The organism is Nocardia transvalensis (assembly GCF_015477765.1).
GTDB lineage: Bacteria > Actinomycetota > Actinomycetes > Mycobacteriales > Mycobacteriaceae > Nocardia > Nocardia transvalensis_A.
Window position 1 is genome coordinate 246,820 of sequence record NZ_JADLQQ010000003.1, and the last position, 13,464, is coordinate 260,283.

Below are 13,464 nucleotides of genomic sequence, written 5' to 3' on the forward strand. Positions count from 1 at the left end.
AACTCGCTGGAAACCCTACGGGGGCTGCAATGCTGAACAACGGTGCGTTGATCGCGGACCGGTACCGACTGCAACGACTGATCGCCACCGGCGGCATGGGCCAGGTGTGGGAGGCGCTCGACACCCGGCTGGACCGCCGGGTCGCGGTGAAGGTGCTCAAGGCCGAGTTCTCGGCCGATCCGACGTTCCGGCACAGATTCCGGACCGAGGCCAAGACCACCGCGCAGCTCAACCATCCCGGTATCGCGGGGATCTACGACTACGGCGAGACCATGGACCCGCAGGGCGGTGAAACCGCCTACCTGGTCATGGAACTGGTCCAGGGCGAGCCGCTCAACGCCGTACTCAACCGGCTCGGGCGCCTGTCGGTGGCGCAGGGTCTGGACATGCTGGAGCAGACCGGCCGGGCGCTGGAGGTGGCGCATGCGGCCGGTGTGGTGCACCGCGACGTCAAACCCGGCAACATCCTGGTGACGCCGACCGGTCAGGTGAAGATCACCGACTTCGGCATCGCCAAGGCGGTCGATGCGTCGCCGGTGACCAAGACCGGCATGGTGATGGGCACCGCCCAGTACATCGCGCCCGAGCAGGCCACCGGCGAGGACGCCACCTCGGCCAGTGACGTGTACTCCCTCGGCGTGGTCGGCTATGAGGCGCTGGCCGGGCATCGGCCGTTCAGCGGCGACGGCGCGCTGACCGTGGCGATGAAACATGTGCGCGAGGCACCGCCGCCCATGCCGGCCGATCTGCCGCCGAATGTGCGCGAACTCATCGACATCACGATGACCAAGGACCCGAACCGCCGCTACCGCAGCGGCGGTGAATTCGCCGATGCCGTGGCCGCGGTGCGGTCCGGGCGCCGCCCACCGCCGCCGCGCGGGGTCGCCGGACCGGGCGCGACAACGACCGGTGCCGCCAGGGTGCTGCCGCCCGCCGCCGGGCCCACGGCCGTGCTGCCGCGCGGCGAGTACGAGAACGCCACGATGCGCTACGCCACCCCCAACCACGGTGGACCGCAGACTCAGTCGGCCGGATCGACCGCGATGTTGGGTGGACCGCATACGCCGCCGCCGCGCGAGAACGAATCGCGATTCGGCAATATGCAGAAGGCGCTGGCCGGGCTGGGTGTGGGTGCGCTCGTCCTGGGTGGCCTGGCCGCGTGGGTGTTGTTGAGCGGTAAGCCGCCCGAGTCGACGACGCCCAACCCGGTGCAGTCGTCGACCGCGGTGGTCACGACGACCACGACAGCCCCACCGACCACCACGACGGAACCGCCGACCACCACCAGGCCGATCCCGCCGCCGATCACGACCACCACACCGCCGCCGGAGACGACGACCACCACGCCACCGCCGACGTCGTCGACGACGACTACCACCGCGCCGGAGACGACGACGACCGCACCGACTCGCACCCGGACAACGACTACCGGTCGGTATCCCATTCCGACCCTTCCCCGTATCCCCGGGGCCGGCGGTACGGTCAACGACAGCAGTACTACAGCCACCTCCCCGCAAGGACTGCCATGACGACCCCGAAGAATCTGTCTTCTCGCTACGAGCTTGGCGAGATCATCGGATTCGGTGGTATGTCCGAGGTGCACAAGGCTCGTGACCTGCGGCTGGGGCGGGATGTGGCGATCAAGGTGCTGCGCGCGGACTTGGCCCGCGACCCCACGTTCTATTTGCGGTTCAAGCGCGAGGCGCAGAATGCGGCCGCGCTGAATCATCCGGCAATCGTCGCGGTGTACGACACGGGCGAGGCGGAGGTCGACGGGGGCCCGCTGCCCTACATCGTGATGGAGTACGTCGACGGCGAGACCCTGCGCGATATCGTGCGCGGCAAGGGCCCGCTGCCGCCGCGGCGCGCGATGGAGATCATCGCCGACGTCTGTGCCGCGCTGGACTTCAGCCACAAGAACGGCATCGTCCACCGGGATATGAAGCCCGCCAACATCATGATCAACCGCCAGGGCGCGGTGAAGGTCATGGATTTCGGCATCGCCCGCGCCATCGCCGACAGCTCCAATCCGATGACGCAGACCGCCGCGGTGATCGGCACCGCCCAGTACCTGTCCCCCGAACAGGCCCGCGGTGAACAGGTCGACGCCCGCTCCGACGTCTATTCCGTCGGCTGCGTCCTCTACGAAATCCTCACCGGCGAACCCCCTTTCACCGGTGACTCCCCGGTCGCGGTGGCCTACCAGCACGTCCGCGAGGACCCCCGGCTGCCCTCCCACGTCCACCCGGGCGTCCCGCGCGAACTGGATTCGGTCGTCCTCAAGGCGATGAGCAAGAACCCGGCCAACCGCTACCAGACCGCCGGGGAGATGCGCGCCGATCTGATCCGCGTCCTCGGCGGCCAGAAGCCGACGGCCCCGATGGTGATGACCGACGAGGACCGCACCACCATCCTCGGCAGCATGGACGCGGGCCCGCGCAGCTACCGAACCATCGAGCGCGACGACGACGTCGACCACGATCCGCCGGAACCGGGCGGCCAGCGCCGCACGGCCCTGCTGGCCATTTCGGGCGCGGCCGTGGCCGCGGTCGTGGTCGCGCTGTTCTGGTTTCTGGTCGGCCCCGGCAGCAGCCCGGACCAGGTGAGCATTCCGGAACTGGCGAACAAGCCGGCCGCCCAAGCCCAGGACGAACTGCAGAAGGCCGGTTTCACCGTCGCCATTCAGCAGAAGTCCGACCCCAAGGTGGCCAACGGCAATGTCATCTCCACCCAGCCGCTGGGTGGCTCCCGCGCGCCGAAGGGCAGCACGGTGACGATGCAGGTCTCCATGGGCCCCATGCCGGTACCCGTCCCGATCCTGGCCCAGCTCACCCAGCAGCAGGCCGAGCAGAAGTTGAAGGCCGAAGGGCTGCAGCTGAATCCGAAGATCGAGCGGGACTGGTCCAGCGTCGAGGACAAGGACAAGGTGATCCGCACGAACCCGGATCCGGGCGTGAAGGTGGACGCGGGCAGCCAGATCACCATCACCCTCGGCAAGGGTCCGGAGCAGGTCTCGGTCCCCTTCGTCGTCGGCCAGCAGATCGACGTCGCCAAGCCGAATCTGGAGAAATCCTCCGGATTCAAGGTCGACATCCAGAACGTGCCCTCGTCCCGCCCCAGTGGCGAAGTTCTCGCCACCGATCCGCCCGGCGGTACGGAGGCCGACAGAGGCTCGACCATCACCGTCCAGGTAGCCACCAGCGACAAGTTCCCCATGCCCGACCTGCGTGGCAAGACCGCCACCGAGGCGGTGGATCAACTGCGCAACCAGGGGTGGACGGGCAGCATGGCCCAGATCAACCAGAGCAACCAGGTCACCTTGGACGCCAACAATGTCGGCAGGGTCCTGAACCAGCAACCGTCTCCCGGCATGCAGGTCCCCAAGAACGCCACCATCAACATCTGGGTGGGCGTCCTCCCCCTCGGCCCGCCGTGATCCAGGGCGGCGATCGCCGCCTCAGGACAACTCGAGATGCCGGTTCATCGACATGGCCTCCTCGGCCATGTCGGCGAGTTCGATCACCTCGATGCCGTGTTCGCGGAGTTTCTCTACGCCCACGCAGTTTTCGACGAACAGGGCCGGTTCCCGCCAGGCGATGACCACGCGCGGAATGCCCGCCGCGAGAATGCGATCCGTGCAGGGGCGGCGGTCCTGGGAGGCGCGGTGGGAGCAGGGCTCGAGGGTGCTGTAGAGGGTGGCGTGGGCCAGGCGGGGGTCGGTGCCGAGTTTGTTCAGCGCCGACTCCTCCGCATGCACCTTCTCGTCGGTTTCGCGGGAAAAGCCATGGGCCAGTTCGATATTGTCGGCGCCGACGATGACCGCGCCCACCGAGTAGGCGGTGGGGCTGCGCGGGCACAGGCGGGCCAGGCCGATGGCGTGGTGCATCCAGAATCGGTGGGACCCGGGGGGTTGTGTCCCGAGGTCGGTGAAACGTGCGCTCACTGTGGGGTTTCCATTCCTTGCCGCCTCCCGTCGGCCGACGCATCGGACCGTTCGATCAGGTAGCGCAGCAGCGCGATATCTCCGATGCGGGTGACGTCGTCCAATGCCATTCTGCGCCGGGATCCGCCCGGGAAGGCGGCAGGATGCAGAAAACGCGGCGCGGCCGGGTCGCCGACCAGGACCGGAGCCACGGCCATGAGCAGTTCGTCGGCCAGGCCCCCCGACAGGAATTCGGTATGGATCAGGCCACCGCCCTCCACCATCAACCGGCCCACCCCGCGACCGCCGAGATCGTCGAGCAGCGCGCCGAAATCCAGTGCGGTGCCGAGCGGAACCACCTCGGCCAGACCCGCCAGCCGCGGTCGGAGACGCTCGGCCCCGAGATCGGTGGTGTAGACGAGTTTCGCTCCGCCGTGATGCCAGAACCGCAGCCCGGGATCGAGGTTGCCGGTCGCGGTGATGGTGATCTTGAGCGGATACTCCGGCTTCCCCGCGGCCACCCGCGCCGCCCGTCGTTCGGCGCTGTAGACCAGCAGCCGCGGATTGTCGCGCCGCAGTGTTTCCGCCCCGATCAGAACGGCGTCGGAGTCGGCGCGCACCGCATCGACCCGGTCGAAATCCTCCGGATTGGACAGCAGCAGCCGCTCGGGAGTGGCGTCGTCGAGGTAGCCGTCGATGCTGACCGCCACCGACAGCAGCACATACGGTCGGCTCGCGCCACGCTGGTTCATGCGTCGATCACATCACGACGACTTCACACCAGCGCGGCAACCTCCGCCTCCAACCGCTGGACCAGGCCCTCGGCCGGGCGCTCACCGCATACCTCCAGCCAGTTGGCCAGCATCCGGTGCCCACCCTGGGTGAGCACCGACTCGGGATGGAACTGCACACCGTGAATGGGCAGGTCGCGGTGCCGCATCGCCATGACGATGCCGCTCTCGGTACGACCGATGACCTCGATCTCCGCGGGCAGGGTCTCCTCCAACACCGTGAGCGAGTGATAGCGGGTCGCGGTGAACGGATCCGGCAGGCCCGCGAGCACACCGGCGTCGCTGTGGAAGACCGAGCTGGTCTTGCCGTGCAACAGTTCCGGCGCGCGGGTCACGGTGGCGCCGAATGCCTCACCGATCGCCTGATGACCCAGGCACACGCCCAGCAGCGGGGTGCGCTGCCGAACGCAGGCATGCACCAGATCGATACTGGCTCCCGCCCGATCCGGCGTCCCGGGTCCCGGACTGATCAACAGGCCGTCGAATTCGGACAAGACGGAGTCCATAGCGGCATCTTTGTCGCGGCCCGGCGCGGTGAGATTCGGGTCGTCGTTGCGCCAGACAGTGGCCTCGGCGCCCAGCTGGCCCAGGTACTGGACCAGGTTGAACACGAAGCTGTCGTAATTGTCGACGACCAGAACACGCATGGTCCGAGCCTACGTGGCGACCCGGCACGCCGTCGCGGGGAATATCCCACGGTCGACCCGACAACGGTCCGGGCCCCACACGTCTACGCAGCTGGGATAGCCTTTACACAGACCGGCAGGCGCGAGTGTGGCCCAGGGCCTCGACCTGCCACGCCCCCGCCGGTACGACCTGTACGCCGATTACGAGGACGTCATGCCCAAGTCGAAGGTCCGCAAGAAGACCGATTACACGATCAACCCGACCAGCCGCACACCGGTGAAGGTGAAGGGCGGCCCCTCACCGGTCTGGTATGTCGCCATCATGCTCGGCTTCATGCTGGCCGGGCTGGTGTGGCTGCTGGTCTACTACCTCGCCAACGACAAGATCAGCTGGATGGCCGACCTCAACGCCTGGAACTTCCTCATCGGATTCGGCCTGATGGTCATCGGTCTCATCATGACGATGCGGTGGCGCTGACCTGGGTGAACACGCCCGACTGCGGGGTATTACACCCATGTCATTCATTCACACCTGTGGATGACCCTGTGGACAACTCGAGGAGTGATTGGGGACCGTGACGGCAGCCGAATCCGAGTCCCGGCTCGAATGGTCCACGCCCCCGGCCGCCCTCGCCGCCGCGGCCGCCGGTGGTGTGGCGCTGGCCGTGGCCGCCGCGCTCGCGAACGACGGGCCCAGCCGGCTGTTGATCGGGCTGGCGGCCGCGCTGCTGTTCGGGCTCGCAGGCCTGGGCTGGCGGCAGCGGCCGAGAATCACCGTCGTGCCCGGCAATCCACCGCGGCTGATCGTGCGCGGCCTGTTCGGGCCCGCGGAGTACCCGCCGGAGAAGATTCTGCGGGCCCGGGTGGTGAACTTCCGGCGGCTGGGCCGCAAGGTGCCGAATCTGGAACTCGATGTCGACCACGACGGCAACGATCGACTGCTGATCTTCGGCCGCTGGGATCTGGGCTCCCATCCCCAGGACGTTCTCGACGCCCTCGTGGAACAGGGCCTGGCACGGAACTGATCAGGACGCGAGGGTGACCGCCGCGGCGGCGATGAGCAACACCGTCAACAGGACGACACCCGTCACCGCCACCCAGCCGACCCTGCTCGCCGATTCCCGCGTGGTCACCCGCATCCATTGCGGCAGGAACAGGATGCCCCCGGCGGCCAGGGTTCCGGCGGCGAGACCGCCGAGGTGGCCCCACAGCGAGATACCCGGCAGCGCCACGCTGATCAGCAGGTTGATGGCGATCAGCACCAGCATCTGGGTCGGGCTCTGCCGCAGTCGCAGCAGGATCACCGTCATGGCGCCGAACAGTCCGTAGATCGCCCCCGAGGCACCCGCGGTCGCCGAATCCTGGGCCAGCCACATCACCGCGGCCGAACCGCCCAGCAACGAGGCCAGATACACCGCGATATACCGCCCGCGCCCGAGCACCATTTCGGTGTCGCGGCCCAGGATGTACAGCGCGAACATGTTGACCGCCAGGTGCAGCGGACCGTAATGCAGGAATCCGGCCCCGATCACCCGCCCCCATTCGCCGTGCGCGACCAGGGGAGGTACCAGCATCCAGTCGAAGAACAGCCTCGACAGCTGGTTGTCGGCCACACTGCGCGCCTGCGCCGCGGTGAACGCGAAGACCGCGACGTTGATCGCGATGAGCGCATAGGTGACATACGGCGTCGGCCGGGTCGCGACCTGCGCGCCGGCCACCGTCTGCACCGGGCGCACGTCGGCACTGCCCTGCCGCAGGCAATCCACGCAATGCTGGCCTACCGCGGCCGGGCGTAAGCATTCGGGGCAGGCCGCGCGCCCGCACCTCGTGCATGCCAAGCCGGTGACTCGGTCGGGATGGCGGAAGCAGGTCGGTGCGGGCTGCGGGTTCACGATGCTCCGTTACGAACTGATGGTGATGCTGGAGATGACGACCGGATCCTTCGGTCGATCGTTGCGGTCGGTCGGCGTGGCGGCGATCGCGTCGACCACCTTGCGCGAATCCGGGTCCACCACTTCGCCGAAGATGGTGTGGCGCCGGTTCAGATGCGGCTGCGGGCCGACGGTGATGAAGAACTGCGAGCCGTTGGTGCCCGGACCGGCGTTGGCCATGCCGAGCAGATAGGGCCGATCGAAGCGCAGCTCCGGATGGAACTCGTCGCCGAATTCGTAACCGGGACCGCCGCGTCCGGTGCCGGTCGGATCACCGGTCTGAATCATGAAGCCATCGATCACGCGGTGGAAGGTGACCCCGTCGTAGAACGGGCCGGAGCTGCCACCGGCGGCATTCTGCGTGGTGTACGGGGCCGAACCGTCGGCGAGACCGATGAAGTTCCGCACCGTTTTCGGGGCGTGGTTACCGAAGAGCGAGATCTCGATGTCGCCGTGGGTGGTGTGCAAGGTTGCCACGGCCGTCTGATTCGGTGAGGTCACCGCAACATCGTGCCATGCGCTCCCTTGCCGCCCCCGCTACGGCACCTGGACCGCGCCCTGCGGCGCGGAACCGTTGGTGGAGTAGCCGAGCCGGGGCGGTTCGGCCGCCGGTTGCGGCAGCTGCGGGCGGCGGTTGGTCACCAGCCAGGCGGCACCGCCGGCGAGGGCGACGAGGACGGCGACGATGAGCCGGTTGCGCAGCCGGCCGGATTCGCGAGAACTCCCCAACAGCATGCGACCACTGTGACACAGCCCCGCGATTCGTGCAGTAAGCCCAGGTCCCCGGCATCCATCGCCTTACCGGTTCACCGTCCGTTTGAACTGACGCAGCGACAGCGGAACGAACACGATCAGGATCACCACCACCCAGATCAGCGTCGTGGCCACCGGATGCCGCATCGACCACACGTCCGGGGGCGGCATGTGCGGGCTGACATTGCCGAACAGATCGCGAATCGCCTGCGTCACCGCCGACACCGGATTCCACTCGGCGAAGATCCGCAGCGGGGTGGGCAGTGACTGGCTGGGCACGAAGGTGTTGGCGATGAAAGTGAGCGGGAAGATCACCATGAAGCTGGCGTTGTTGAACACCTCGGGCGCCCGTACCAGAAGCCCGACGACGGCCATCATCCACGAGATCGCATAGGCGAACAGCAACAGCAGCACGTAGCCCAGTACCGCGTCCAGCAGCGAGCCCCGGATCCGCCAGCCGACGATCAAGCCGGTCAGCGACATGACGACCAGGCTGACGACATTGATCACCACATCGGCGACGGTGCGACCGACCAGCACCGCCGACGGCGCCATCGGAAGCGAACGGAAGCGGTCGATGATGCCCTTCTGCATATCCTCGGCCAGGCTCGACCCGGTGAAGGTGGCGCCGAAAACCGCGGTCTGCGCGAAGATTCCGGCGATCAGGAACTCCCGGTAGGACGTGCCCTCCAGTTTGATCGCCGAGCCGAAGATGTAGGCGAACAGCAGCACGAACATGATCGGCGACAGCGTCGAGAAGATCAGGACGTCGGGCACCCGCTTGATCTTGATGACATTGCGTTTGGTGACGGTCAGGCTGTCGGCCGCGGTTATGGCGATCCGCTCGAGCACCGACGGGCGGTCGTTCACCAGCGTCGCGGTACTCATCGGGCCCGTCCCTCCGTCGCTCGTTCCAGTTCGGCTGCGGCGTCCGCGGTCAGCTCCTCGGCCTCATGTCCGGTGAGGGTGAGGAAGACGGCGTCCAGCGAGGGGCGCCGCAGGCCGACGTCGTGGATCCGGACGCGGTGATTGTTCAATTGCTCGATGGCGGCCACCAGCGCCTGCGAGCCGTCGTCCACCGGAATCGTGATCCGCCGCAGTCCCGGCTCCAGATGGATCTCGCCCACGGCCAGGCCGGCCAGGGCCTGCTGGGCCACTGTGAGGCTGTCGACGTGGTCGACGGTGAGTTCGATGCGGTCGCCGCCGACCATCGTCTTGAGTTCGTCGGCGGTGCCGCGGGCGATGACCGCGCCGTGGTCGATGACCGCGATCGCGTCGGCCAGCCGGTCGGCCTCCTCCATGTACTGCGTGGTCAGCAGGAGGGTGGTGCCGCCGGCCACCAGCTCCTCGATGACGTCCCACAGATCCAGCCGCGCGCGGGGATCCAGGCCGGTGGTCGGCTCGTCGAGGAACAGCACCGGCGGGTTGGCGACCAGCGCACCGGCCAGGTCCAGCCGTCGGCGCATGCCGCCGGAGTAGCCCTTGACCGGCCGGTCCGCGGCATCGCTGAGCCGGAACCGGTCGAGAAGTTCGCGGGCACGCTTCTTACTGCGCCGCACGCCCAGGTGGTACAGACGCCCCACCATCTCGAGATTCTCGAAACCGGTGAGATATTCGTCCACGGCCGCGTACTGGCCGGAGGTGCCGATATGAGCCCGCAGCCGCTGCGGTTCGCGCAGGACATCGATTCCGGCCACGACGGCTCGGCCCTCGTCGGGGGTGAGCAGGGTCGTCAGCACCCGGACCGTGGTGGTCTTGCCGGCCCCGTTGGAGCCCAACAGCGCGGTGACCGTGCCCTCGGGCACCGTGAGGTCGAGACCGTCGAGGGCGACCAGCCGACCGTATTTCTTGACCAGTCCCTCAGCGATGATGGCATCGGGCATATGGATTCCTGCCATTCGGAATGGTGAGGGGCCCTACCTGGGCCGATACTGCAGAACAGTATTGCGGAGGGCACCGACAAGTTCATCGCAATAACTCGCCGCGGACGACAGGAGGCCGCATCCCGGGGATCCGGCGGTGCTCGGGGGTGCCGGCGGGATGCGGCCGATTACATGATTGCCCACCGCGGCCACCCGAATCCCGAGTAGTGCGCTACCTGTCTCTCGGCGGCGCGGTACTCGTCCCGCATCCGGACGTCACCCGCCGACACGCCCGAGATTCGGGCGAGCGCGGAGCGTCTCGACCGATCAGCATCCACCCGGCGACCGCCGCCGCGTCCGGAGACGGGCCGCATCACCGCCGTCGCGGCCTTACGGAATCCATGAAAAGTACAGTACTCCAACGGATTTCATGGGCCGGACGACGAGTCCGCACCGTTCGGTAGATAGACCGGGACAGCGTCGCGCAAGGCTTGCCGGAAAAAACTTCGGAAAGTGGCGTCCCTCATACACACACAATCGCCGATCGTCGCGTAGGATCGTTCACGTCGGCCCCTCCCCCCCGGGCCGACCTTACGCGGGCCTCGGCTAACTCCCCCCCTTCGCCGAGGCCCGCTCCTATTTCCGGGGTCGGTCAACCTCCACCTTCGCTGCGGCCATACGCAGCCAGGGCCTCGCAGAGCAGACGATCAGCGCCCGTTGCGGCGCAGCACATGCGAGCGCAACCGGCTGATTCCCCGCACCCGCACGCTGCGCAGATGCCGCAGCGTGAATTCCGGTTCGCCCTCCAGGCGCGCCGCGGCGCCGTCGTCGATCAGCACCGTGCCGGGCCGGGCCACACCGGTCAGCCGCGCCGCCGTATTCACCACCGACCCGTAGAGATCACCGAAACGCTGCAGCACCTCGCCGTAAGCCAGGCCCACCCGCAGCTCCGGAGTGGTACCGGCACGCAGCGTGGCCTCCTGGATTGCCAGGGCGATGCGGGCGCCGTCGACCGCGTTCTCGGCGGCGAACATGACCTCGTCACCGACATTCTTGATGGCCCAGCCGCCGTTGGCGCTGATCGCGTCGGTGGTGATGGTCTCGAACGTCTCGAGCAGCTCCGACAGCTCCTCCGGATCGAGGTGGCGGGTCAGCCTCGTGTAGCCGACCATATCGGCGAAACCCACCGCCAGCTCCCGCACCGTATCCCCGGTCGCGGCGCCGCCGTCGAGGGAGCGGGCCAGTGCGGCGGCCAGGTGCCGGCGCCACGCGTAGGCCTGCAGTTCTTGCAGTGCCGTCACCACCTCCTCGGTGGCGGCCCGGGCCACCTCGACCTCGTCGGCATCCGGATCGGCCGCCGTGATGGCTCGGATGCGGCCGGTGATCTCCTCGGCCACCAGATCCACCTGCCACTCCGCGAGCCGGGCCATCGACTGCCCGAGGGTGCGCGCGGCCGCCGACTGCCGCCGCAGATCGGCCGAGGCCAGCACGTCGAGACTTTCGAAGTTGCGCACCGCCGCCACATCGGCGTCGGTGTACTCGACGGCGGTATCGTCCGGATTGGCGGGCAGGCCGAGCGAAACCCACAGCCGCCGCGACAGTTCCGACGGCACTCCCGAGCGCTGCGCCACCTGATCCCGGTTGTAGCGGCGCGGTCCGTCCAGCAGATACGGCTCCACCACCGACTGCACCAGCTTCGACATCTCCGGGGAGGCCATGCCGTCGACCTTACGGGCCGATCTCCGGCCGAACCGGCGGGTGGTGATTTGTCACAGACCGTGTCACCGTCCGTAAGCGCATTCCTTCGCTATTGGACGCCGGCGTATGTGAATGCGCGTCTGGGCCATGTTCCGTCCAGGCCCACGCCGATGTACTGAGTACATGACCACGAACAACACAGTCCTCGTCCTCGGCGGCACCGGTAAGACCGGCAGCCGCGTGGCGGCCCGCCTGGAGGAGCGGTCCGTGCCGGTGCGCGTCGGATCCCGTTCCGCGCACATCCCTTTCGATTGGACCGATCGCACCACTTGGAGCCCGGCCCTGACCGGTGTCGCCGCGGTGTACATCGCCTATCAACCCGATCTGGCCGCACCCGGCGCCCCGGAGGCGATCCACGCTCTCGTCGCCGCGGCCCGGCGGCACGGGGTGGGCAGGCTGGTTCTGCTGTCCGGCCGGGGTGAACCCGAGGCGGCGGACTGCGAACGGATCGTGCGGGAGTCGGGACTCGCCTGGACGATCCTGCGCTGCAGCTGGTTCGCCCAGAACTTCAGCGAGGGCGCATTCGTCGACTACATCCGCGCTGGCGAGGTCGCACTGCCCGCCGGTGCGGTGCCCGAACCGTTCATCGATGTGGAGGACATCGCCGATGTCGCGACGGCCGCACTCGTCGACGACCGGCACACCGGGCAGTTGTACGAACTCACCGGACCGCGGGCGCTCACCTTCGGCGAGGCCGTCGCCGACATCGCCCGCGCAACCGGCCGCGATATCGCCTATCACCCGATCACTCGCACGGATTTCGTTGCCGCACTGACCTCCTACGGCGTGCCGGGTGACGAGATCGGCCTGCTCGACTACCTGTTCGGCACCGTCCTCGACGGCCGCAACGCCGCACCTTCCGACGGGGTGCAGCGGGCGCTCGGTCGCCGGCCCCGCGATTTCACCGACTATGTGCGTGAAGCCGCGGCGACCGGAGTTTGGGCGGCGGAACCCGTACCCGAGTAGAGCGTCGCAAACCCTGGTACCGAAGCGGTAGTGCGAGCGGTGGCGGCGAAATACTTCCCGGCACCTTGGAAAACAACCGGATGAAGGGGTGCCGATGTGTTGCCGTGAAAGCAGTTGTGTAGCCTACTGATTCCCCGCGCCTCTCGGATCGATGGTTATGCGGGCGAAGAGATCGGTCTGCTCGCGGCCGTGTGCGGGAAACGAAAAACGAAGCAAGACCTTGGCTTATCACCTCGCGTTCGTCGGTTACCATCCCTGCGAAGTACAGCACCTGACATTCGATCGAACTAAAGAAGGGTGGATTCATGAGGATGCTCAACGCCCGGTACGGGATCGCCACGCTCGCCATCGGCGGGTTTGCCGCGGGCACTGCGTTGTTCGGATCGGGAAGCGCCACCGCCGCGGGTCTGATCGAGGACAGCAGCCCATTGCTGACCTCGACCTGTTCATTTGCCCAAGTCGATGCCGCGATGCATGATGTGGCACCCGATGCGGCGGCGAAGTTCGATGCCGCGCCCATGCAGAAAGCCATGTTGCAAGTGATGCTTACTCAGCCGGTCGACCTGCGACAGAAGGTGATGCAACAGCTCAGTAGCCAGCAAATCGTGGGTAACATGCTCGACATCGGCGAGTACAAACCGGATCTCGGACCTACTCTGCGGCGCGTGGCCGAGGTCTGCCACAAGTACTGAACAGCGCCGACCACGGGTCAGCGAAACCGCTGACATGCTCGGACATTGGTCTCGGACACCGGCTGGTTGATTCTTTTCGTAGCTGTCGGAGAGGGTCGGCGTGGCAGGCAAATCTGCGCACCGATCGAGAAAGACTCAGTGAACTTCCCCGACACGCCGCATC

The 13,464-nt window shown here is 67.4% G+C and carries 15 protein-coding genes; 6 read left to right on the forward strand and 9 right to left on the reverse strand.

Annotation, left to right across the window (positions count from 1 at the left end; all coding sequences use genetic code 11):
* The first annotated feature begins 29 nt into the window (after positions 1 to 29).
* Positions 30 to 1,529 (forward strand): protein kinase domain-containing protein, encoded by a 1,500-nt coding sequence (locus IU452_RS09145; RefSeq protein ID WP_195108519.1) that lies wholly within the window; start codon positions 30 to 32, stop codon positions 1,527 to 1,529.
* On the forward strand, positions 1,526 to 3,436 hold the full coding sequence (pknB, locus tag IU452_RS09150; RefSeq protein WP_195108520.1) for a Stk1 family PASTA domain-containing Ser/Thr kinase: 1,911 nt from the start codon (positions 1,526 to 1,528) through the stop codon (positions 3,434 to 3,436). The genes IU452_RS09145 and pknB overlap by 4 nt, the downstream gene beginning before the upstream one ends.
* A gap of 21 nt (positions 3,437 to 3,457) precedes the next feature.
* On the opposite strand, the gene IU452_RS09155 is transcribed toward pknB, so the two are convergent.
* Genes IU452_RS09155 through IU452_RS09165 form a run of 3 tightly spaced genes read right to left on the reverse strand, consistent with a single transcriptional unit; the run spans position 3,458 to position 5,360 of the window.
* A complete protein-coding gene (locus IU452_RS09155; RefSeq protein ID WP_195108521.1) occupies positions 3,458 to 3,886 on the reverse strand; it encodes a dCMP deaminase in 429 nt (142 codons plus the stop codon).
* Positions 3,887 to 3,939: 53 nt separating this feature from the next.
* Positions 3,940 to 4,674, reverse strand: a complete 735-nt coding sequence (locus tag IU452_RS09160) for a RibD family protein (RefSeq protein WP_195108522.1) — start codon at positions 4,672 to 4,674, stop codon at positions 3,940 to 3,942.
* 23 nt (positions 4,675 to 4,697) lie between these two features.
* A complete protein-coding gene (locus IU452_RS09165; RefSeq protein ID WP_195108523.1) occupies positions 4,698 to 5,360 on the reverse strand; it encodes an aminodeoxychorismate/anthranilate synthase component II in 663 nt (220 codons plus the stop codon).
* A 193-nt stretch (positions 5,361 to 5,553) separates the two neighbouring features.
* Between IU452_RS09165 and crgA the strand changes: the two genes are divergently transcribed.
* Both crgA and IU452_RS09175 read left to right on the forward strand, forming a co-directional pair.
* Entirely contained in the window at positions 5,554 to 5,817 is a 264-nt protein-coding gene (gene crgA / locus IU452_RS09170) for a cell division protein CrgA (RefSeq protein ID WP_195108975.1), read from the forward strand.
* A gap of 97 nt (positions 5,818 to 5,914) precedes the next feature.
* Positions 5,915 to 6,364, forward strand: coding sequence for a PH domain-containing protein (locus IU452_RS09175; protein ID WP_195108524.1), 450 nt, complete (start codon positions 5,915 to 5,917; stop codon positions 6,362 to 6,364).
* On the opposite strand, the gene IU452_RS09180 is transcribed toward IU452_RS09175, so the two are convergent.
* The 6 genes from IU452_RS09180 to IU452_RS09205 form a co-directional block, all read right to left on the reverse strand.
* Complete coding sequence (locus IU452_RS09180; RefSeq protein ID WP_195108525.1) at positions 6,365 to 7,231, reverse strand: rhomboid family intramembrane serine protease; 867 nt, start codon at positions 7,229 to 7,231, stop codon at positions 6,365 to 6,367.
* A 9-nt stretch (positions 7,232 to 7,240) separates the two neighbouring features.
* The gene (locus tag IU452_RS09185; RefSeq protein WP_195108526.1) at positions 7,241 to 7,771 is read right to left on the reverse strand and encodes a peptidylprolyl isomerase; all 531 of its coding nucleotides are present in this window, start codon (positions 7,769 to 7,771) and stop codon (positions 7,241 to 7,243) included.
* A 36-nt stretch (positions 7,772 to 7,807) separates the two neighbouring features.
* Complete coding sequence (locus tag IU452_RS09190; RefSeq protein ID WP_195108527.1) at positions 7,808 to 8,005, reverse strand: hypothetical protein; 198 nt, start codon at positions 8,003 to 8,005, stop codon at positions 7,808 to 7,810.
* A gap of 63 nt (positions 8,006 to 8,068) precedes the next feature.
* Positions 8,069 to 8,911, reverse strand: coding sequence for an ABC transporter permease (locus IU452_RS09195; RefSeq protein WP_195108528.1), 843 nt, complete (start codon positions 8,909 to 8,911; stop codon positions 8,069 to 8,071).
* Positions 8,908 to 9,906 (reverse strand): ATP-binding cassette domain-containing protein, encoded by a 999-nt coding sequence (locus IU452_RS09200; RefSeq protein ID WP_195108529.1) that lies wholly within the window; start codon positions 9,904 to 9,906, stop codon positions 8,908 to 8,910. The genes IU452_RS09195 and IU452_RS09200 overlap by 4 nt, the downstream gene beginning before the upstream one ends.
* Positions 9,907 to 10,592: 686 nt before the next feature.
* Positions 10,593 to 11,603 (reverse strand): adenylate/guanylate cyclase domain-containing protein, encoded by a 1,011-nt coding sequence (locus IU452_RS09205; RefSeq protein WP_195108530.1) that lies wholly within the window; start codon positions 11,601 to 11,603, stop codon positions 10,593 to 10,595.
* Positions 11,604 to 11,766: 163 nt separating this feature from the next.
* On the opposite strand from IU452_RS09205, the gene IU452_RS09210 reads away from it, so the two are divergent.
* The gene (locus tag IU452_RS09210; protein ID WP_195108531.1) at positions 11,767 to 12,609 is read left to right on the forward strand and encodes an NAD(P)H-binding protein; all 843 of its coding nucleotides are present in this window, start codon (positions 11,767 to 11,769) and stop codon (positions 12,607 to 12,609) included.
* Positions 12,610 to 12,914: 305 nt separating this feature from the next.
* Entirely contained in the window at positions 12,915 to 13,301 is a 387-nt protein-coding gene (locus IU452_RS09215; protein WP_195108532.1) for a hemophore-related protein, read from the forward strand.
* The last annotated feature ends 163 nt before the right edge of the window (positions 13,302 to 13,464 follow it).